The sequence below is a fragment of the Streptomyces sp. NBC_00038 genome (genome assembly GCF_026343635.1).
GTDB lineage: Bacteria > Actinomycetota > Actinomycetes > Streptomycetales > Streptomycetaceae > Streptomyces.
The window spans coordinates 4,677,335-4,698,549 of sequence record NZ_JAPELQ010000001.1; the positions used below are offsets into that span (position 1 = coordinate 4,677,335).

Below are 21,215 nucleotides of genomic sequence, written 5' to 3' on the forward strand. Positions count from 1 at the left end.
GCCACTTGCCACTCCGCTAGCGGAGCCGGTCCACGTACTTGTCCGTCCCCGGCACCGTGGGAATGAACGGCGCCAACAACTCGACCTTCCCCAGGCCCGCTTCGGCGACCGCCTCGTCCAGCCCCGCGAAGTACCCCTCCCAGCAGTCCCGCGGATCCGCCTCCAGGAACCACAGCAGCGTCAGGCGCGTGTCCACCCCTTCGACCTGCTTGACGTACGTCATGCGGTCGCCGGGCAGCGGCGTCGGGCGGAAGATCGTGACCATCGCGGACGGGGAGCCCGCGAGCCGTTTCGGCAGGTGACGGGAGCGCAGCCACTCCAGCAACTCGGCCCGCTGTTCGGGGGATTCGGCGTCGATGACCTCCAGCACGAGGCCCGCGTACGGGTGGTCCAGGGCGTGGAAGTCGCGCGGCCCGGCGGCTCCGTCGCGGTACACCGTCGCCTCGTGGTCCTGGAAGGCCGTGAAGACGTGCGTACGGTCCTGGTAGACGCGCCCGTCGCGGTTGAGCCGCTTGTTGATGCCGACGGTCCACTTCATGTGGTCGTCGTAGCGGCCTTCGGTGACCCAGTACGTGGAGAGGTAGCAGCCGGCGGTGACGGGCTGGGCGACCGCCGACTTCTCGGGGTGGCGCAGGAGTTGGAGGTCGCGGGTGGCGACCCAGCGGCGGCCCGCGGACATCCAGGGCATCGCCATCGCGCCGGCGTAGTAGTGGTCGTCCTCGTACCAGCGGTTGTACGCGTACTCGTGGCCCGGGTGCGGTTCCACCATCGTGATCAGCGCATGGCCCGGGTGGACGCCGTACGGGCCGACGGCGGCCAGCTCCGCGTACACCTCACTGCGGGTCTCCTCACTCACGTCGCTCCCCTTCCTTCCTCCGGTCGACGCAAATACTCTGACGCCCCGTCAGACAATGCGCCAGAGCCGGGGAGGCCTCGGATGTCACTGCTCACGGGCAAGACCGTCGTCGTGTCGGGAGTCGGGGCCGGGCTCGGCCATCAGGTCGCGGCGGCCGTCGTACGGGACGGGGGCAACGCGGTCCTCGGGGCGCGTACGGAGGCGAATCTCGCCAAGTGCGCGGCCGAACTCGATCCGGACGGCGCACACTCGGCGTACCGGGCGACGGACATCACGAACGAGGGCCAGTGCGAGGAACTCGCCGCGCTCGCCGTGGAGCGCTTCGGAGGGATCGACGGCGTCGTCCATGTGGCCGCCTGGGACAGCTACTTCGGGGGCCTCGAGGACGCCGACTTCGCCACCTGGCAGTCGATCATCGACGTCAATCTGCTGGGGACGCTGCGGATGACCCGCGCCTGCCTGCCCGCGCTGAAGGCGGGCGGCGGTTCGGTCGTCATCATCGGGACGCAGTCGGCGGTGGCCGCGCCGTCGCAGGTGTGGCAGGCGGCGTACGCGGCGTCGAAGGGCGCGCTGACGAGTGCGATGTACTCGCTCGCGCGGGAGCTCGGCCCGCATCGGATACGGGTCAACACCGTGCTGCCGGGGTGGATGTGGGGCCCGCCGGTCCAGGCGTTCGTCCAATTCACCGCGCACACCGAGGGCGTACCGGAGGCGGAGGTCCTTGCGCGGCTCACCGAGCGGATGGCGCTGCCTGAGCTGGCCACGGACGGGGACGTCGCGGACGCCGCGGTGTTCCTGGCGTCCGACCGGGCCCGGGCGATCACGGGACAGTCGCTGCTGGTCAACGCGGGCGAATTGATGCGTTAGCCGCCGATGTGACCCCCTCCAGCCGTCCACACATATGAACCGAGGTCAACAACCAGAACATTTTTACTCCCTCTTGACCCTACGGGCTGTTGTCGCCGCCATGCCAGCGAACTCACGATGAGCGGGCACTTCGCGGCCTCCTTGGGCTGCGTCGGCGAAGTGCCGTGCACGTCATCGCAGTTCACAAGGCGGACCCTGGGAGGGGGCATATGAACAGTCTCGACTGGGCCGTGCTCATCGGCTACTTCGGTGTGATGGTCGCGATCGGTGTCTGGTCCCACAAGCGGGTGGACAACGTCAGCGACTTCTTCACGGCCGGAGGAAAGATGCCGTGGTGGCTGTCCGGCATCTCGCACCACATGTCCGGCTACAGCGCGGTGATGTTCACCGGGTACGCGGCGATCGCCTACACCTACGGCATCACCTCGTACGTCACCTGGTCCTTCCCCATCGCCATCGGCATCGCGATCGGCGCGAAGCTCTTCGCCCCGCGGCTCAACCGGGTGCGCTCACGGCTGCACGTGGCCTCGCCGCTCGAATACCTGAAGAACCGCTACAACCTGCCCACCCAGCAGGCCCTCGCCTGGTCGGGCGTCCTGCTGAAGATCGTGGACGTCGGTGCCAAGTGGGCCGCCATCGCGACCCTGTTGTCCGTGTTCACGGGCGTCTCGCTGAACATGGGCATCCTCATCACCGGTGCGGTGACCGCCATTTACTGCACGGTGGGCGGGCTGTGGGCCGACGCGCTCACCGAACTCGGCCAGTTCATCATCCAGTTCATCGCCGGTATCGCGATGCTCGTCGCGGTCCTGGCCGAGCTGGGCGGCTTCAGCCAGCTGTGGAACGTCTGGGACGCTCCGGCGCTCGACGGCCACACCAAGCCGCTGGCAGGCCCGTACCTGATGGTCTTCCTGATCGCCTATCTCTTCATCAAGACCTTCGAGTACAACGGCGGCATGTGGAACCAGGCCCAGCGCTACATGGCCACCGACTCCGCGAAGTCCGCCACGCGTTCGGGCGTCCTGTCCGCCTCGCTCTGGCTGGTCTGGCCGCTGGTGCTGTTCTTCCCCATGTGGGTCGCGCCGCTGATCATCAAGACGGACGTGCCGTCGGACTCGTACGCGCTGATGGCCGAGAAGCTGCTGCCGCACGGGCTGCTGGGCCTGGTCATCGTCGGTTTCTTCTCCCACACGATGGCGATGTGCTCCTCCGACGCCAACGCGATCTCCGCCGTCGTCACCCGCGACATCATGCCAGCCGTCTCGCGGAAGGCACGCGAGTGGGACACCCGGGCCGGGCTGCTGGCCGCACGCCTGAGCACGCTGCTCTTCCTCGGTCTCTCGATGTCCATCGCGACGCAGGTCAACTCCGACTTCTTCGGCGACATCATCACGGTGGTCATCAAGTGGGTCGCCGGGCTGATGGGCCCGATCGCGATCCCGCTGATGCTGGGCCTGCTCCCCTGGTTCCGCAAGAGCGGTCCCACCGCCGCCCTGATCAGCTGGGGCCTCGGCCTGCTCACCTTCTGGCTGGTCAACTACCCGATCAGCTGGAACGTCGACGGCGGAGTCCCGCTCCAGTACCAGGTGTCGATCCCGCTGGCGGTCTCGCTCGTCCTCTACATCCTCATCGGCTACGTGAAGCCGGAGGACACACCGGAACGGGACGAGCTCATCGCGAAGATCAACAGCGACGACGGCGGTTCGGGGTCGGCAGCGGCGGCGATCCCGGCGCAGGCGGACGCGGGGAGCCCGTCGGGGGCGGGGAGTCTTTAGGGGCGGCCCTGGTGATCCGGGGGCGGGTGGGGGTGGGGAGTTTTTCGCCCCCTCCGCCCCTACCCGTCCCGCACTTCCGGGCTACGCCCGGTTTCAGCCCGTCCGGCGTTTGAGGACGAGGCCGTCCAGGCCGACAGCGGGGGTCTGGGGGCGGCAGCCCCCAGAAACGGGACGGGAAGGGGCGGAGGGGGCGAAAAACCCTCCCCCCTCACCCCCGCGGATACCGCCCGAGCCACCCGGGCGACGACCCCCCGGGCCCGTGCAACGCGGGCCCCTGAGTCATCTCCATCGCGAAGTCGTCCGCCAGGACAAGCATCGTGGGACGGCCCTCCAGCTCGGCCAGCCAGGCCGGCGGAAGGGCCGTTTCGCCGTGCAGGGCACCCAGCAGCCCCCCGGTGAGGGCACCCGCGGCACCCGAGGGCCCCCCGTGGTTCACCGCAAGACACAGCCCGTGCCGAACGTCCTCACCGACCAGAGCGCAGTACACGGCAACGGAGAGCAGCCCCTCCGCCGTACCGTCCCCGGCGAGCTCCTCGACCCGGGTAGGCGTCGGCATCCCCTGCCGTACGGCGCCCAGGGCGTGCTGGAGCGCCTCGGTGACCGCCTGCTGCCCCGGACGCGCGGAGAGCATCCCCAGGGCCCGCTGCACGGCCCCGTCGAGGCTCTCGCCGCGGGCAAGGCCGTGCACGATGACGGCGTACGCGCCCGCCGACAGGTACGCCGTCACATGCCCGTGGGTCTGCGCGGCGCACTCGACGGCGAGCTGCATCACGAGCTGCGGCTCCCAGCCGACGAGGAGCCCGAAGGGCGCGGATCGGGCGGCGGCCTCGGGGCCGGGCTCGCCCGGGTTCTTGGGGGCGTCCAGCGTGCCCATGGTCTCGTCGCCGAAGCCGAGCAGACAGGAGCGGGCCGGGTCGCGGCGGGCGTACAGCCACTCCTCGCGGGCCAGCCAGCCGTCGTCCTTGCGGCGCTCGTCGGGCCCCCAGTCGCTCTGGGTCGCCGCCCAGCGGCGGTAGGCCCGGTGGAGGTCGGTGGGCGGGTGCCAGGCGCCGGTGTCACGGCGTACCTGGGCGCGGATCAGCCCGTCGAGGGTGAAGAGCGTGAGCTGTGTGAGGTGGGTGACCGCGCCGCGCCTGCCGTGCCCGAAGGCCAGGTCGGTGAGGCCCTCGGCGCCGTACGCCTCCCGGACCTCCTCCAGGGTGAGCCCGTCGAGCGGCGCACCCAGCGCGTCGCCGACGGCCGTACCCAGCAGCGTCCCGCGCACCCGGCTACGGAAGTCCTGCTGTTCGGCACGGCCCCAGACGGCACCGGCTGTCGCACCCACCGAGACCTCCCAGGCACCGTCCGTACGTCCGACTGGTCAGCACTGTAATCGAACGGGAACGGTCGGTTTAGAGGCGGAACGTTATGCGAAATGTGGCCCTACTGATCACTTTTGACCGGCGTTCGGTGGGGTTTTCCGGTGTGCGGAGGTGGGTCGAGGACTACCGCGCGTCCCGTCGCGCCGCGTCGATCCGGTCCAGGAGTGGAGCCAGGCCGGCCCAGTCCGACGACATGGACCGCATGAGTTCGACCGCGCGATCCAGGTCGGCACGGGCCTCGGCGAACCGCTCCACGCCGATCAGCGCCCGGGCCCGGCATACGAGGATCTCCGCGTCGTCGGGCTGGAGCGCTACCGCCCGGTCGGTGTCGGCCAACGCCCGTACGTAGTCATGCTGTTGGAGATGGATCTCCGACCTCTTCCACAGCGCCCAGGGGTACCCGGGCCTGAGTGCGACGGCCCGGTCCAGGTCGGCCAGGCCCTCGTCGAGCCGGCCCAGTTCACTGAGGCAGGCACCCCGGCTCGCGTGGGCCGACGCGTAGTCGCTGTCGAGTTGGATGGCCCGGTCGAAGTCGGCGAGAGCCTCCTCGTAGCGGCCCACGGAGCAGAGGGCGTCTCCCCGTTCGCCGAAGCCCCAGGTCCCGTCGGGATCCAGGCGGACCATGTGATCGAGGTCCGCGATCTGGCGTTCATGCTCGCCGAGAGCCCGCCACACGCGGGCCCTGCGGATCAGCGCGAACGGGTAGTCCGGCCTGATCTCCAGCGCACGGTTCAGATCCGCGAGAGCGTCGTCGAGCCGTCCGAGTGTCTGACGGATGGCACCCCTGGAGGCCCAGGCGAAATGGTGTGACGGGTCGAGCTCGATCCCCCGGTCCAGATCCCTGATCGCCTCGGCGCCGTGCCCCAGGACACGGCGATACTCGCCTCGTACGGAGACGGTCGCGGCATGGTCGGGTGCGAGCGTGTCGGCCCGGTCCAGGTCGGCGATCCCCGCCTCGTAGTCGCCCAGGCCGCCGCGGCTGAACGCCCTGCCACGGTAGGCCCCCGCCAGTTCCGGATCGAGCGCGATGGCCCGGCCACACTCCGCCACCGCCTCCTCGTACGCGCCGCCGTGCCGCAGCGCGCGGCCCCGCACCACCCGGGCGAGAGCCTGTCGCGGTTCGTCGAGCCCTCCGGCCCGGTCGAGGAGCAGCCCGAGCGCGGTCACCACCCCGCCTTCGCCGAGCGACCCCAGCAGGTCCCGCCCCCACTTCCGTACGGCCTCCGCGTCCGTGTCCTCGCCCGCCTCCGCCATCGCCACGGCCCAGCGACGGGCGGAGACGTCACCGCTGTCGCAGGCGTCGACGAAGTCCCGCAGCACCACGGGCAGCGCGGCCCGCGCCCCCGCACACAGCAAGTGGTACGACTCCGCGAGCCGAAGCTCGCGCCATGCCGCGTCCGCCCACAACTCATCTGTGTCCAGGCCGCCTTCGGCCTCGGCCCGCCACCCTCCGAAGGTCTCCGCGAGCCGCGCGTGCCGCTCGGCCCACCCGCGTGGGGAGTGCCGCCGCTGCAACCGCAGCATCGGGGCGCGTACGACGTCGTGGTACTGGACCCGGTCGCCGCGGTCGCTGACGAAGGGCAGTGACCGCAGCCAGCCGAACAGCGCGTCGGCCTCTTCCTCCGGGCAGCCGACCGCGGCCCGGAAGACGTCCGCGTCCAGGCGCCGGGGCAACGCACAGGCGAGGGCGGCGGCCCGGCGCACCGGGTCCTGCTCCCACTTCAGAAAGCGTTCTACGGCCGTGGCACTCGGGTCGCCCACATCGTCCGGGTCGGCGGGCCGCGCCTCGGCCAGCGTGGACACCAGCACCGGCAACCCGCCCGTGAGCCGCAGCACTTCCTCCACGACCGGCTCGGCCACCACGCCCCTGTCGGCCAGCAGCCCCCGCGCCTCGGCCTCCGTGAACGGCCCCAGCGGGAGGTCCGTCACGAAGTCCGCGAAGCCGCCCCAGCGGGCGGTGTCGAAGTCCCGCTGACCGGCCGTCACGACCACGGTGTTGGCCGGCAGTGAGCCGCCGTACCGGTCCGTCGTCATCACGTCGTGCAGCCAGCCGTCGAGGAAGGGTCCGGTCCGCTCGTACGTGTCGAAGAACAGCACGAGCCAAGGGGCCGCGTCGGCGGCGTCGGCGAGTTCGTTGAGCAGGACGGGCGTGAGGACGCGCTCGGGCGACAGCACCAGCTGTACGTCCTCCTGGTTGCGGAAGCGGGCACTCAGACCCGCACGCAACCGGTCGGCTCCCTGGGCGAGTTGGGCCGGATCGATGGCCCCGGCGAACGCACCGACGCCGGGCACGAGTCCCAGCCCGACGAGGCCCGCGCGGGCGGCGGTCATGCTCGCCTGCGACGGCTGGGGTTCGAGCATCTCGACGGTCTCCACGACCGTCGACTCGGCCTCGTGCCGCCGCTCCCGATGAGTGGCCAGCAACCGGTCGAGTTCCTTGAACCGTTGCCCCTGCCGCGCGAACCGGTCGCTGATGGCGGCCATCGCCTCGGGCACGCTGCCCACGCTCTCGTCGACGTACGCGGTCAGCGCCCCGCGCTCTCGCGCGAGCTGCTCCAACTCCCGTACGAGAAAGGTCTTTCCGACCCCGGCGTTACCGTGCACATGGAACAGGAACCGGTGCCGCTCGTCCTCCGGCGCCAGCTCCAGGTTCTCCCGGAACGCGGCGCGCTCCGCACCCCGCCCGACGAACCCGCGCCGCGTGCGGCCCGTGATCAGGTCCCGCATCGAAGGCCGCGCCCGCACCATCCGCCCGTCTCCTCCGCAATCGCCTGCCCGGACCGGGCTCCAGTCTGGCCCAACCCACCTGAAGAGGCATGGTTGTTGACCGTCCCACGGGGCCATATTGGGATCATGCCTGTATCCAGAACCCCCCACTCCACCGTCCTCCGCCTCACCTCCACCCTCCTCACCGCAACGGTCGCGCTCTACATCACCCTCGTCGCCTTCAGCAACATCACGGACTTCGGCACCAACCAGCAGTTCGTCCGCCATGTCCTCGCGATGGACACCACGTTCAAGGACGACGACCTCATGTGGCGGGCCATCACGTCACGCACCTGGCAGGACGCGGCCTACATCGCGATCATCGCGTGGGAGACCCTCGCCGCCCTCGTCCTCCTCGCCGCCACCTACCTCTGGACCCGCCCCGACCACACCCGAGCCCGCTCCGTCTCCACCCTCGGCCTGCTGATGCTCCTGCTCCTCTTCGGCGCCGGCTTCATCGGCATCGGCGGCGAGTGGTTCGTCATGTGGCAGTCGGGCGACTGGAACGGACTGGACGCCGCCATGCGGGTGTTCCTGCTCAGCGGGATCGTGCTGCTGGCCATCCACCTGCCGTTCGGAACGGGCACGCAGGAGAGCCGTACGGGGAGTTCTGGCTGACGGTCGGTCGCACCAGGTGACGTCGGGGAGGCCGAGGCCCCGTCTCCGCCTCGACCGCCACCTGCAGCGCACAGATCTCAGCGATGGCCCCGGCCGGCTCCTGCCCGCCCGCATCCACGTTCCGCTCCAGTTCGTGGAGGCGGGCGGCGCGCTGCGGGTGTCTGCGTCAGTCGCTCAGTTGCTGCTCCGTCCAGATGATCTTGCCCTTCGGGGTGTAGCGGGTGCCCCAGCGCTGGGCCAGTTGGGCGATCAGGAACAGGCCGCGGCCGCCCTCGTCCGCCACGTCGGCCCGGCGCAGGCGGGGCGAGGTGCTGCTGCCGTCCGACACTTCGCAGATCAGGGCATGGTCGTCGCGCAGCAACCGCAGGGAGATGGGCGGGCCGGCGTACCGGATGGCATTGGTCACCAGTTCGCTGACGATCAACTCGGTGCTGAACGCCTGTTCCGTCAGACCCCACTCCTCCAGCTTCCTGAGTGCCTTGTCACGCGCACCGGAGACGGCCGCCGGATCGTCGGGCACCTCCCAGTCCGTCCACCGGTCGGCGTCGAGGCCCTGCGTACGGACGATGAGCAGAGCCACGTCGTCCCGGGAGTGGCCGTCCAGCATCGTCTCCATCACCGCCGCGCACATCTCGTCCGGGGAGCGGTCCGGCCGGTCGGCCAGGGCACTGCGGAGCATGTCCATCCCGGTGTCGATCTGGCGGTCGCGCAGCTCGATAAGACCGTCGGTGTAGAGGGCCAGCCGGGTGCCCTCGGGAACCGCCACCTCCACCGACTCGAAGGGCGTGCCGCCCACGCCGAGCGGCGGCCCGGCCGGGATGTCGGGGAACTTCACCGTGCCGTCGGGAAGCACCAGGGCGGGCGGCGGATGGCCGGCCCTGGCGAAGGTGCAGAGGCGGGCCACCGGGTCGTACACCCCGTACAGACAGGTGGCGAAGTAGTCCTCCAGGCCGAAACGGCCCACGAGATCGCCGAGGTTCGCGAGCAGGTCCTCGGGCGGAAGGTCGAGGGCGGCGTAGTTGGCCACTGCGGTGCGCAGTCGCCCCATGGTGGCGGCGGCATGCAGGCCATGGCCCATGACGTCCCCCACGACCAGCGCCACACGGGCGCCGGACAGCGGGATGACGTCGTACCAGTCGCCGCCGGCCCCCAGCTTCGCGGGCAGATAGCGGTACGCGGCCTCGATGGCGCTCTGTTCGGGCAGGCCGGGCGGCAGCAGGCTGTGCTGGAGGGCCAGGGCCGTGAGGTGTTCCCGGGTGTAGCGACGAGCATTGTCCACGCACACGGCGGAGCGTGCCCCGATCTCCTCCGCCAGCAGCAGGTCGTCGGCGTCGAACGGCTCGCGGTGCGTCTCCCGGGCGAAGATCGCCACTCCGAGGGTGGTGCCGCGGGCGCGCAGGGGCACGGCGATGCAGGAGCCGTAGCCGGGGCCGGGGTCCGGACCGAGACCGGGATCCAGACCGAGACCGGGATCCAGACCCGGTCCGGGGTCCAGACCCGGTCCGGTGGTGAGAGCGTCCGCCCGCGGACCTTCCGCCTGTGGGCCCTCCGCCCGTGGACCCGCCGCACCGAGCCCGGCCGCAGCGTCGGCCGTATCCGTGATCGAGGCGCGGACCGGACGGCCCGAGACGAGGGCCCGGCCGGGCACGGAATCGAGCGGGTGGGCGTGCAGGTCGCCGGGGCGCGGACCGGTATCCGGGGTGGACTGCGCCCTCGATGCGGTGCAGGCCATCCTCTGCAGGGTGACCGGTTCCGTGGTGGGCAGCGTGGGCGGTTCGTTGCCGGAGAGCATGGTGTCGAAGAGGTCGACGGCAGCAAGGTCGGCGAACCGCGGAACGGCGATGTCGGCCAGCTCCTGGGCGGTGCGGGAGACGTCGAGGGTCGAGCCCACCCGCTCTCCTGCCTCCGTGAGGAGGGTGAGCCGGTCCCGGGCGATCATGAGCCGTCTGATGCGTTCCTCACGCTGGATGCGGACACGGCACACCAGGAGGCTGGCGGCCGTCCCCAGCGAGACCAGGGTGATGGTGACCACGCGTTGCACAACCGGAAGTCCTGGGACGACGCCTCCGTAGAGGAACAGGAGCGCCGCCATGGTCACACCGCAGACGATCAGCGTCCGCCGGTACGACAGGAGCGCGCTCGCCACGAGCGGGGCCAGGATGGAGAAGCCGCCGAGCCTGGTCACCCCGCCCTGTGACGTGGGGATCTGCGCAATCGAGAGCAGCCCGATGTAGACGAGCAGAACGATGAAAATGCCGGTCCTGCTGCCTGCCTGCGGCGACACGATTCGATCCACGATCACGACCGTTCTCACCCACGCGAGACCCGTGCCACGGAGGGGGCCAGCGGCACATGCACTCCTACAGTTTGCCGTGACTTGACCATAATGCGAATATTTGTACTGGGGCGCTCCTTTTTAAGGCTTTAAGGCTTTAAGGCGCCGGCGACCGGATCCTTGATCCACGGAACCCGGTCGCCCCCGCCGTTCACGAGAACGGGGACGACCGGGCCCAGGTTCAACGCCCTGCCGGGCTCAGCACAGGCAGGGCTCGGCGCCTCCGCCCAGTTGCCGGATGCTGCTGTCGCTCAAGACCCCGCTGAACGCGTGGACTTCGTCGACATCGCCGTGGAGATACTCGCCCCAACCGTCGCCGACATGCGCGCGGCCCACCTGGAGCGGGCCGGAGCTGTGCCAGCCGTTCGGGAGGGTCGCGGTCGCGTCCGCGTTGGTCCAGCCGTCCAGGTAGAGCTTGATCCGGTCGGTGGCGTCGTCGTAGACGACCGCGAGCCGGTGGCCCTGCCCCTCGCCGCCGTCCGCCACCGAGATCTGGGAGACCACGGTCTCGGCGGCACCCGCCTCGTCCTTCTCCGGCACGACCAGCTGCCAGGCATGCGCGGAGGGCTCGTAGCGGACCTTGAAGGCGTCCGTGTGCTCGCCCGCCTGCGACAGCACCGTCATCGGGCCGGCGGGCTCGGAGTCCGTCAGCCGTACGACGACGCCGATGGTGAAGCTGTCCGAGGTGTCCAGGAGGGCGGCGTCCGTGGCCGCGTAGGCCGTGTCGCCGTCCAGTTGGAGGTGACCGTCACCGACGAGGGCGTACGGCACGTCCGGGCAGTCCGGGTCGATTTCCGGCAGGCAGGAGTTGTCCGGCCCGCGGTGGATCACCGCACCCGCGCCGAGCTTCAGCGGCACTCCGCCGCTCTGCTCGGGGCTGACGCCGTCCGACGCCGTCTCCAGGGACCAGTGGCCCAGCAACTGCGGCTTGCGGAGAGCGAGTTCAGTGGCTTCGGCGGGTACCACCACGCGGTCGTAGGCGCGTACGCCGCCGATCTCGCCCTGCCACGCCGACACCCCGGCGCCCTGGCCGATCCGGAAGGCGTCAGTGGTCTGCGCCGGCGCCGCCGCCGTCTTCGTACCGGCCTCGTAGCCGTTGACGTACAGCTGCGCCAAGCCGGTCTCGGCGTCGTACAGGCCCAGGACGTAGGCCCACTCGCCGCTCTCCGGAGCGCCGCCCGAGACCTCCTGACCGGCGACGGTGAACGACCACGCCGGGCCCTCCCCACCGCTCCGCAGGCCGAGCAAGGCGCCCGTGCCGGAGCCCTGGCCCGCCACCGCCATGTCCCGGTCGGTGCGCTCCGGGCGTACCCACGCGCCGATCGCGAAGGTTCCGCCGGTGTCGACGGCCGGGGAGTCGGGCGTCAGGAACGCCTGGTCACCGCCGTCGAGGTGGGCCGTGGTGGTGAGGCCGGTGCCGGCCGGGGCGGTTCCCCCGAAGGTCACTCCGGAGCCGGCCCGCGCGTCGGTGCCCGACTCGGCGGCCGCGCTGGTGGCGCCCGCCGCGTCGCCGAGCTTCCAGTGGGCGACCGGGGCGCGGCCGGACTGCACCTTGAAGGTGTAGTCGGTCGAGGGGCTGCCGTTGCCCGCACGGTCGAACGCCTGGACGGTGATGCGGTCGACGCTGCTCCTGAGCGGCAGATACCGCAAGGTCACCGCGCCGCCCGGCTCCTCGGGCTGCACGGTCTGGAGAGTGCCGCCCAGAAAGTGGTACTGGTACATCACGACGTCGTCGGAAGGCGAGTCCAGCGTGAAGCCGCCGTACACACCCACACCGTCCGTCCACTCCCCGTTGTCGGGGTAATCGGCGGAGCTGACGACGGCCTTCTGCGGAGCCACGGTGTCGTACACGAACTCGCAGGCCGAACCGCCGTCACCCTCGGAGCTCCAAGGAGAGGCAGCCGTACCGTCGTTGGCGCGCACCCGCCAGGAGACGACGGTGGCCGACGCGATGTCGGCCGGAAGCTGCACGGTGAACGTGCTGCCCGAGCGCTTCGCGCTGGTCGTGTACGTCCGGCGCTGCTCGGCGCCCTCGGCGTCCGTCCACCAGACCTCGAACTCACCACTGACCTGGGTGCCGTCGGGGTCGTACAACACCGCGCTCAGCTGCGGCGCGAACCTGACGTACGGCCGCGCCTCCTCCCCCGCCGCACACGCCTTGCTCCCCGTGAGCAGGTCCTTCACGAGCGGTCGCGCGGGCGGCGTGTTGTCCGCGGCCGCGGCCGTTCCCGGTGCCGATAAGGCCGTGGCGGCGGCGAATGCCGCCACCAGGGCCTGTCTCACTCGGCTGTGTCTGGCCAAGTTGATTCCCTCCCCTGTCGAACCCGCCGATCTTCGACGGGCCGCAGGAGAGTAGCAACGGACGGTGAACGGTTCCGAGTGAGTTTCCGGCTTCATCGCGAGCCGCGAGGATCCGCCGACAGCACGCTGGCCAAGGGATGGCCCAGGGCCGATGCTGGATTCATGGGCCACGCAGCGGGGGGAGCCGTACGTGAGCTGGTTCGCGCGGGGGCGGGTACCCCGGTGGTGTGACGAGTTGAGTGCCGAGCAGTGGGCCCTGGGTGCACGGTGTGTGCAGCAGGTGCTCGGGGAGTACGGCGACGGCAGGTACATCCGATGGCGGCGCACCGGACGCATCCCGCTGAGCTACGCCCATGTCTCCGGACGCCGGATCGACCTCCACGTCGGCCCGCTGCTGTACGACACCTGTCTCCTCGATCCCGGCATGTGGGTCAAGGCCATCAGGCGGGAGCTCGCGTTCCAGACCGAACGCGCACCCCGGATGCTGCGCGCCACGACGAGCGAGGAGCTCCTGCGCCCGCTCCTGCTGCCGGTCCCGGTGCCCCTGGAGGACACCGCCGGCATGGTCGACATCCTGGTCCGGAGGTGGTCGGACGGGGTGGTGACGGTGCTGGCCGCACGGGCGCCGGAGGGAACGCGAATGGTCACCGGCCAGGAGGCGAGGAACCTCGGCGTGGATCCCGTGACCTTGTGGGACTCCGCCCTGCACAACCTGCGTTCCGAACCCGTACGGCTGAACACCGTCGTGGCCGCGGGGGCGGAGCTGACCTTCGTCTCCTCGGACGACCGGTTCGGAATGGGCCACCTGGTCCGGCTCGGCGAACTGATCGACGGGCCGGCCCCGCACGGGGTGCTGGTGGGAATCCTCGGATCGCCCGACCTCTTCGCGTTCCACAGGATCGTTCGCCGCACGCGGGCCCTGGGCACGCTGAACGCGCTCCGGGACCTGAGCCCGGACGGACACCCCCTCGACAACTCCGTCACAGGCATCTCCGGCGTGCACTGGTGGAAGGAGGGTCTGGGCGATGCGGTGGAGGTCGGCACGAGTGCCGATGCCGAGGTCCCGCCGCGGATGGCGGAAGTACTCGACCGGCTGCCCGACTGACCCCCCGCCGCCGCCCCTCCTTTTACTCCAACACCGGCAACAGCTCCGGCAGATGCCCGTCCGAAGCCGCCGCCGCCCGCTGCCGTTCCTCCGGCACCTCGCCGTACAGGGTGGTACGCGGCTTCGCCGGACGCCCCGCCGCCTCCGCCACCGCGATCAGGTCCTTGACGGACTTGTACGAGCCGTAACTCGACCCGGCCATACGGGAGATGGTCTCCTCCATCAGCGTGCCGCCCAGGTCGTTCGCGCCGGAGCGAAGCATCTCCGCGGCGCCCTCGGTGCCCAGTTTCACCCAGCTGGTCTGGATGTTGGGGATGTGCGGGTGGAGGAGGAGGCGGGCCATGGCCACGACCGCGCGGTTGTCCCGCATGGTCGGGCCGGGGCGTGCGATCCCCGCCAGGTACACCGGCGCGTTGGTGTGGATGAACGGAAGGGTCACGAACTCCGTGAATCCGCCGGTCTGTTGCTGGATCCGGGACAGGGTGCGGAAGTGGCCGAGCCAGTGGCGGGGCTGGTCGACATGGCCGTACATCATCGTGGACGAGGAGCGGATGCCGAGTTCATGGGCCGTCGTGACGACCTCGATCCATGTCGCTGTCGGCAGCTTGCCCTTGGTCAGGACCCAGCGGACCTCGTCGTCGAGGATCTCGGCGGCGGTGCCGGGGATGGAGTCGAGGCCCGCCTCCTTCGCCGCCGACAGCCATTCGCGGATGGACATGCCGGTGCGGGTGGCGCCGTTCACCACCTCCATGGGGGAGAAGGCGTGCACGTGCATCCCGGGGACGCGTTCCTTCACCGCCCGTGCGATGTCGAAGTACGCCGTCCCGGGCAGGTCGGGGTGGATCCCGCCCTGCATGCAGACCTCGATCGCGCCGACGTCCCACGCCTGCTGGGCCCGGTCGGCGACCTGGTCGAGGGAGAGCGTGTACGCGTCGGCGTCCGTGCGGCGCTGGGCGAAGGCGCAGAAGCGGCAGCCGGTGTAGCAGACGTTGGTGAAGTTGATGTTCCGGGTGACGATGTAGGTGACGTCGTCGCCGACCACCGACTTGCGGACGTCGTCGGCGATGCGGCAGAGGGCGTCCAGGGCGGGGCCGTCCGCGTGCAGCAGCGCCAGTGCCTCGTCGTCGGTCAGCCGGGTCGGGTCGTCGGCCGCCGTCGCGAGCGCGGCCCGGACGTCCGTGTCGATGCGCGAGGGCACCATCCCGGGCGCCGCCGCCTCCCGCAGCGACTCCCAGTCGCCGTACACGAGGTCGAAGTCCTCGCGGCGGTCGCCGGTACGGCCCTCGGTGTCGATCGACACATGCAGATCCGTACGCCCCGAAGACGTGAACGCCTCCTCGGGCTCCTGCCACGGGTGCCCCTCGACGACGGCGTCCTCACGCGCCAGCCCCGTCTCCGCGTCCGCCAGCGCCCGTACGTGCGGCAGCAGCCGCGGGTCCAGCCACGGCTCGCCCCGCTGCACGAACTCCGGGTAGACGCAGAGGCGTTCACGCAGTTCGAAGCCGGCCTCGGCGGACTGCTCACGCAGAAGGTCGATCTGCGGCCAGGGGCGTTCGGGGTTCACGTGGTCGATCGTGAGCGGCGAAACCCCGCCCCAGTCGTCGATCCCCGCGCCGATCAGCCGCCCGTACTCGGAGTCCACCAGGTTCGGCGGCGCCTGGAGGCAGGCGGCGGGCCCCATGATGTGCCGGGCGACGGCGACCGTGGCGATCAGCTCGTCCAGCTCGGCGTCCGGCATGCCGCGCATCGCCGTGTCCGGCTTGGCGCGGAAGTTCTGGATGATCAGTTCCTGGATGCCGTGGTACGAGCGGGACACGCGGCGCAGCGCGAACAGCGACTCCGCGCGCTCCTCGTACGTCTCCCCGATCCCGATCAGGATCCCGCTGGTGAACGGCACGGAGGACCGGCCGGCGTCCTCCAGCACCCGCAGCCGTACGGCGGGCTCCTTGTCCGGTGAGCCGTAGTGCGGACCGCCTGGCTCGGACCACAGGCGGGTCGCGGTCGTCTCCAGCATCATGCCCATGCTCGGCGCGACCGGCTTGAGGCGCTGGAAGTCGGTCCAGGACATGACCCCCGGGTTGAGGTGGGGCAGCAGCCCCGTCTCCTCCAGGATGCGGATCGAGATGGCCCGTACGTACGCGATCGTGTCGTCGTACCCGTGCGCGTCCAGCCACTCACGCGCCTCGGGCCAGCGGTCCTCGGGCTTGTCGCCGAGGGTGATCAGCGCTTCCTTGCAGCCGAGTTCGGCGCCGCGGCGGGCGATGTCGAGGACCTCGTCCGGGGACATGAACATCCCGTGGCCCGCCCGGCGCAGCTTGCCGGGGACCGTGACGAAGGTGCAGTAGTGGCATTTGTCCCGGCACAGGCGGGTGAGCGGGATGAAGACGCTCTTGGAGTACGTGATGACACCGGGGCGCCCCGCCGCCTCCAGGCCCGCGTCCCGCACCCGGGCCGCGGACGCCGTGAGGTCGTCGAGGTCGGCGCCGCGGGCCTGGAGCAGCACCGCGGCCTCGGTGACGTCGAGGGCGACGCCGTCACGAGCACGTTTGAGGGCGCGACGCAGCGAGTTCTCGGTGGGACCGGTTCCGGAGGTCGCGGAAGTCGTCATCCATTGAGCATACGTTCGAGGCGATCAGGGCCGACTTGAGTGCCCGGTTCGTCCCGCACCGCAGGTCGTTACACGGTGTCACTGGAACGGGCGGCTCCGGGCGCATAGGCCTCATGACCCCGCCCCCGGGTGAACGTTGCCGGCGGCGGCTCCGTCGTAGAGATGACGAGAAAGGGCGGGCTTGGATGGCTGGAGGGCCGACCGGTGAGCCTGTGCCGGTGCAGGAGACGGTGAACACCGAGAAGCTGCGCGCCATCCTGCTCATGGGCGGGGTTCCCTGGAACGAACTCGAGGACGGCGTCCAGCAGGTGCGGCTGAAACTCCTGGAGGAGCGTTCCAAGCCGGGCCAGCCGCTGATCCGCAACCCCGAGGCCTGGGCCGCGGTGGTCGCCTCCCGGATCGCCGTCGACTGGCATCGCGGGCGGGCCAGGGACATGGGTCTGCGGGAACGTCTGTCCCTCCTCTGGTCCGTACGGCCCCCGGTGGAACACCCGGAGGAAGAGGTGCTCCTGGCCCAGGTGGTCGCCGAGGGTCTGGAGCGGCTGCCCGCCCAGCAGCGCCAGGCGTTGGTGCTGCGCTACTACACGGACCTCACCGTCCGCGACATCGCCCGGCTCCTCGATGTGCCCGAGGGCACCGTCAAGAGCCGGCTGCACCACGCCGTGGCGGCGCTGCGAACCGAACTGCTCGACGTGGAGGGGATCTGACATGGCGGAGCCGACGGCACGGGAGGAGGAGCGGCTCCGTGCCGCCCTCGCGCTGATCGGGGACGCCGCCGCGGGCCCGGACCCGGCAGCCGCAACCGCGGGCCCCACCGGTCTCGACCCGGTACGGCCACCCGCGCCCCACGCGAGTTCGTCCCCGGTACGGTCGTCCGCGAGCCCGCCCCCGGTACGGCCGCCCGGGCGCGCGTCCCTCCCGCGCCGGCGCCTCGCTCTCGTCGGCGGCGCGCTGGCCGCCGCGGTCCTGTGCGCGGCGGCCCTGCTGACCAACGACACCTGGTTCCGCGACACGCAGTCCGGTGCGACCCGTACGACCGGTCCCGCGGAGGACGAAGGCAGCGTGGGCCAGACCTACGCCGAGGGCATCGCCTGCGCCCGCCTCATCGTCGAGGGAGACGTACTCGACGTGCGTCAGGCTCCGCAGGCGGGCCGGGTCCTGCTCACCTTCGCCGTGGACGACTGGATCAAGCCCGGCCAGGGCGAGAGCACGGTCGAACTCGACCTGGTCGACCCGACCGTGGCAGCGGTCGAGGAGCCCTTCAGCAAAGGACAGCATCTGCTCCTCGTGGTCCCGGTCCGCGAGGACCTGGAGGCGGATGCGTCCAGCGGGACGGAGCTCACCCGCATGCGCAAGATCATCGACAGCAACTGGGCCGAGGCAGCCAAGACCGAGTGCCCGCCCTATTGGAAGGGCACGCAGAGCTGAGAGCACTCCCTCTGCGTCTGACCGAAAGCTGCCCATCCCCTTCCCTTGCACCGCAGTTCACGGCCGGATACGAACCTGTACATGCCACCTGCACGCCATCCCCCACCCCTCATGTCATTCACGACGTCTTGGGAGCAGCAGCATGTGTGAGGACGACCACGGCATGGATGTCATGGGCAGACGCGCTCTGATCGTGACGGGAGCGACCGCTGCGCTTACGTTGGGAAGCGTGACCTTCTCACCCGGGTACGACGCGGAAGCGGCGAGCGAGCTGGAGACGAGGACGGTGCGCGGCACGCTGCCCACCGGTTCGCCTGACTTCGTGTACCTGCCCGTCGAAGTCCCGTCCGGCGTACGGGAGATCAAGGTCGCGTACACCTACGAGAGACCGTCCGTCCCCCTCGGCACCCAGGGCAACGCCCTCGACATCGGCATCTTCGACGAACGCGGCACCGCACTGGGCGGCAAGGGCTTCCGCGGCTGGTCGGGCGGCGCCCGCACGGAGTTCTTCATCCGCGCGGACGACGCGACGCCGGGCTACCTCCCCGGACCGGTCCGCGAGGGCACCTGGCACATCGCCCTCGGCCCGTACACGGTGGCTCCGCAGGGACTGCCGTACGAGATCACGATCACGCTCGCCTACGGGGAGCCGAGTCCCGCCGTGAAGCCGGTGTACCCGCCCTCGCGCGCGAAGGGCAGGGGCCGCGCCTGGTACCGCGGCGACTGCCACCTGCACTCCTGGTACTCCGACGGCCGCCGCACCCCGGCCGAGATCGCGGCCCTCGCCCGTGCCGCGGGCCTGGACTTCATCAACACGTCCGAGCACAACACCCATTCCGCGCACGCCCATTGGGCGGACCAGGCGGGCGACGACCTGCTCATCATGCTCGGCGAGGAGGTCACGACGCGCAACGGTCACGTCCTCGCCCTCGGCACCGACCCCGGCACCTTCATCGACTGGCGCTACCGCGCCCGCGACAACCGCTTCGGCAAGTACGCGCGGGAGATCCGCCGCTCCGGCGGCCTCGTCGTACCCGCCCACCCGCACGCCACCTGCATCGGCTGCAACTGGAAGTTCGGGTTCGGGGAGGCGGACGCGGTCGAGGTGTGGAACGGCGCGTACACCCCCGACGACGAGGTCGCCCTCGCGGACTGGGACGGCATGCTGGTCGCCTCCGTGCGGGAGGGCCGCGACTGGATCCCGGCGATGGGCAACAGCGACGCCCACCGCGACCCCGACCCGGTCGGCCGCCCCCAGACGGTCGTCCTCGCCGACGACCTGACCCGCGAGGCCGTCCAGGAGGGCATCCGGGCCGGCCGCTCCTACGTGGCCGAGTCCCAGTCGGTGTCGCTGGCCTTCACCGCGTCCGGCTCCAAGGGCGAACACGCGGGAATCGGCGAACGGTTGAAGGTCGACAAGGACACCCCGGTCACCATCCGCCTGGAAGCCACCGGCGCCCCCCGCTGCACGGTCCGCCTCGTCACCGACCAGGGCGTCCTGTTCACCAGCGACCCCCTGCCTGTGGACGGCTCCGGCACGGTCGAGTGGCACACGACGGCTTCGTACGCGGCGTACGTACGGGCCGAGTTGCGCCACGAGGTGGTGCTCGCGCCGCTGCCGGGGGCGTTGGCGGCGTTCACCAATCCGATCTTTCTGGGGCGTTGAACCTGACTGTATGAGGAGGTGGCGCGGGAGTGCGGTCCCGGCGGGAACTGCTGGCGTTGGGGGCCGCCGCCGCGCTGGCCGGGTGCGGCGACGGTTCCCAGGACCGTCGGCCACGACCGAGTACGTCCTCGCCCGCGCCCCCGTCCCCTTCGGCCACTCCCCGTCTCCCGCTCGTCCTGGCCGTCCACCCGACGCGGGCCGTCGGACTCTCCGCCGACCGGGCGCTCTTCGACGACGTACGGTCCGGACTGCGGCTCACCTGGGAGCAGTTGGGCGGCACGGGCGGAGTCGCGCGGGTCGTACGCGGGCCGCACGCGGAGGGATCCGCGGCCTCCTCCGACACGGACGCCGTACTGGCCGTACAGCGCGACCCCGACACCGTGGCCGTCGTACGGGCGGACGCACTCGGCCCCGGCGTAGCGGCGCTGCCCGTCGACGGCCATGACCCCGTGACGGACCCCCGCGGCTACCCCGTGACGGTCGACGCCGAGGCCGGTCCGGGCGCGGTCGCCACGACCCTCTGGACCGGCGACATCATGCTGGGCCGGCGCGTCGGCACCGAGATCGCCGCGTCCGGTGACCCGGTGCTCCCCTTCTCCCGGACCGCGCGTCGCCTCGCGGCGGCCGACCTGACCGTGGGGAACCTGGAGTGCACCCTGTCCCGGGCGGGGCCCGCCACCCAGGGCGGCGACTCCTTCGCCGCCGACCCGGCCGCTCTCTCCGGCCTGCGCGAGGCCGGTTTCGACGTCCTGACGCTGGCCAACAACCACCTCGGCGACTTCGGCGCGGAGGCCCTGCGGCGCACGGTGAGCAGCGCCCGGTCCGCCGGGTTCACGACCGTCGGGGCGGGCGAGAACCTGACCGCCGCCCGCGAACCGGCCGTCGTCCGCGTGGGAGCCGTACGTTTCGGAATCCTCGCCTTCAACGCGATCGGCGAGACCCCGGCGGCGGGCCCCACGAGCGCGGGCGCGGTCCGGCTGCGGATGCCGCCCCGCACCGGTCCCCTCTCCGCCTCCGACCTGGCCGCCCTGGAAACCTCGGTCCGCGCCCTGCGCGCCCGCGCCGACGTGGTGGTCGTCTGCCCGCACTGGGGCGAGCAGTACACGCACAGCCCGGTCGCCGCCCAGCACACGGTGGCCCGCCGGCTCGTCGACGCGGGCGCCGACGCGGTCATCGCCTCGCATCCGCACTGGGTGCAGGGCATGGAGCTGTACAAGGGCTCACTCGTCGCCCACTCACTGGGCAACTTCGTCTTCGACATGACCTTCTCCCGCGAGGTCCAGCAGGGGGTGGTCCTTGAGCTGGTGTTCTGGGGAGCGAAGGCGATGGCGGCCCAGCTGCTGCCGGTGGCGATCGGGGCGCGACACGTGCCGTACTTCCTGGATCCGGCCGGCAGCGAGGCCCGCGAGATCCTGGCCGACGTGTGGCGAACAAGCGGCGAGCCTTACAACACCCCATAGGGAGTGCCCCGTCAGGGGCGCGGGGAACTGCGCGAGCAACCACAACCGACCCGCAGTCAGCGAACGACC

At 71.0% G+C, this 21,215-nt stretch carries 14 protein-coding genes; 8 read left to right on the forward strand and 6 right to left on the reverse strand.

Translation table 11 applies throughout. The features are described from left to right. Nucleotides 1-16: 16 nt before the first annotated feature. Nucleotides 17-856: a hypothetical protein gene (locus tag OG219_RS21005; protein WP_266828683.1), complete on the reverse strand. Its 840-nt coding sequence runs from the start codon at nt 854-856 to the stop codon at nt 17-19. 81 nt (nt 857-937) lie between these two features. On the opposite strand from OG219_RS21005, the gene OG219_RS21010 reads away from it, so the two are divergent. Further along, on the forward strand, nt 938-1,723 hold the full coding sequence (locus OG219_RS21010; protein ID WP_266828685.1) for an SDR family oxidoreductase: 786 nt from the start codon (nt 938-940) through the stop codon (nt 1,721-1,723). A gap of 209 nt (nt 1,724-1,932) precedes the next feature. After that, nucleotides 1,933-3,498: a sodium:solute symporter family protein gene (locus OG219_RS21015; protein ID WP_266828687.1), complete on the forward strand. Its 1,566-nt coding sequence runs from the start codon at nt 1,933-1,935 to the stop codon at nt 3,496-3,498. Between the two features lie 208 nt (nt 3,499-3,706). Here the strand turns inward: OG219_RS21015 and OG219_RS21020 are convergent, their stop codons facing one another. Next, a complete protein-coding gene (locus OG219_RS21020; protein WP_266828689.1) occupies nt 3,707-4,822 on the reverse strand; it encodes an ADP-ribosylglycohydrolase family protein in 1,116 nt (371 codons plus the stop codon). Between the two features lie 160 nt (nt 4,823-4,982). Then, a complete protein-coding gene (locus OG219_RS21025; protein WP_266828691.1) occupies nt 4,983-7,607 on the reverse strand; it encodes an ATP-binding protein in 2,625 nt (874 codons plus the stop codon). A 105-nt stretch (nt 7,608-7,712) separates the two neighbouring features. On the opposite strand from OG219_RS21025, the gene OG219_RS21030 reads away from it, so the two are divergent. Continuing rightward, nucleotides 7,713-8,243: a DUF2165 domain-containing protein gene (locus OG219_RS21030; protein WP_266828693.1), complete on the forward strand. Its 531-nt coding sequence runs from the start codon at nt 7,713-7,715 to the stop codon at nt 8,241-8,243. 166 nt (nt 8,244-8,409) lie between these two features. Here OG219_RS21030 and OG219_RS21035 read toward each other — a convergent pair whose 3' ends face one another. Together OG219_RS21035 and OG219_RS21040 are read right to left on the reverse strand one after the other, a co-directional pair. Beyond that, entirely contained in the window at nt 8,410-10,539 is a 2,130-nt protein-coding gene (locus OG219_RS21035) for a SpoIIE family protein phosphatase (RefSeq protein ID WP_266828695.1), read from the reverse strand. A 237-nt stretch (nt 10,540-10,776) separates the two neighbouring features. Then, entirely contained in the window at nt 10,777-12,861 is a 2,085-nt protein-coding gene (locus tag OG219_RS21040; RefSeq protein ID WP_266828697.1) for a LamG domain-containing protein, read from the reverse strand. Nucleotides 12,862-13,069: 208 nt separating this feature from the next. Here OG219_RS21040 and OG219_RS21045 point away from each other — a divergent pair, with 208 nt between their 5' ends. After that, nucleotides 13,070-13,984 carry a hypothetical protein gene (locus tag OG219_RS21045; RefSeq protein ID WP_266828699.1) on the forward strand — a complete coding sequence of 305 codons (915 nt, stop codon included), beginning with the start codon at nt 13,070-13,072 and terminating at the stop codon, nt 13,982-13,984. Between the two features lie 22 nt (nt 13,985-14,006). Here OG219_RS21045 and OG219_RS21050 read toward each other — a convergent pair whose 3' ends face one another. Next, complete coding sequence (locus OG219_RS21050; RefSeq protein WP_266828701.1) at nt 14,007-16,592, reverse strand: bifunctional FO biosynthesis protein CofGH; 2,586 nt, start codon at nt 16,590-16,592, stop codon at nt 14,007-14,009. Between the two features lie 185 nt (nt 16,593-16,777). Between OG219_RS21050 and OG219_RS21055 the strand changes: the two genes are divergently transcribed. The 4 genes from OG219_RS21055 (at nt 16,778) to OG219_RS21070 (ending at nt 21,146) form a co-directional block, all read left to right on the forward strand. Beyond that, nucleotides 16,778-17,299 (forward strand): RNA polymerase sigma factor, encoded by a 522-nt coding sequence (locus OG219_RS21055; RefSeq protein WP_266828703.1) that lies wholly within the window; start codon nt 16,778-16,780, stop codon nt 17,297-17,299. Nucleotide 17,300: 1 nt separating this feature from the next. Beyond that, a complete protein-coding gene (locus OG219_RS21060) occupies nt 17,301-18,020 on the forward strand; it encodes a hypothetical protein (RefSeq protein ID WP_266828705.1) in 720 nt (239 codons plus the stop codon). Between the two features lie 142 nt (nt 18,021-18,162). Beyond that, the gene (locus OG219_RS21065) at nt 18,163-19,686 is read left to right on the forward strand and encodes a CehA/McbA family metallohydrolase (protein WP_266828707.1); all 1,524 of its coding nucleotides are present in this window, start codon (nt 18,163-18,165) and stop codon (nt 19,684-19,686) included. Nucleotides 19,687-19,715: 29 nt separating this feature from the next. Then, a complete protein-coding gene (locus tag OG219_RS21070) occupies nt 19,716-21,146 on the forward strand; it encodes a CapA family protein (protein ID WP_266828709.1) in 1,431 nt (476 codons plus the stop codon). Nucleotides 21,147-21,215 lie beyond the last annotated feature (69 nt).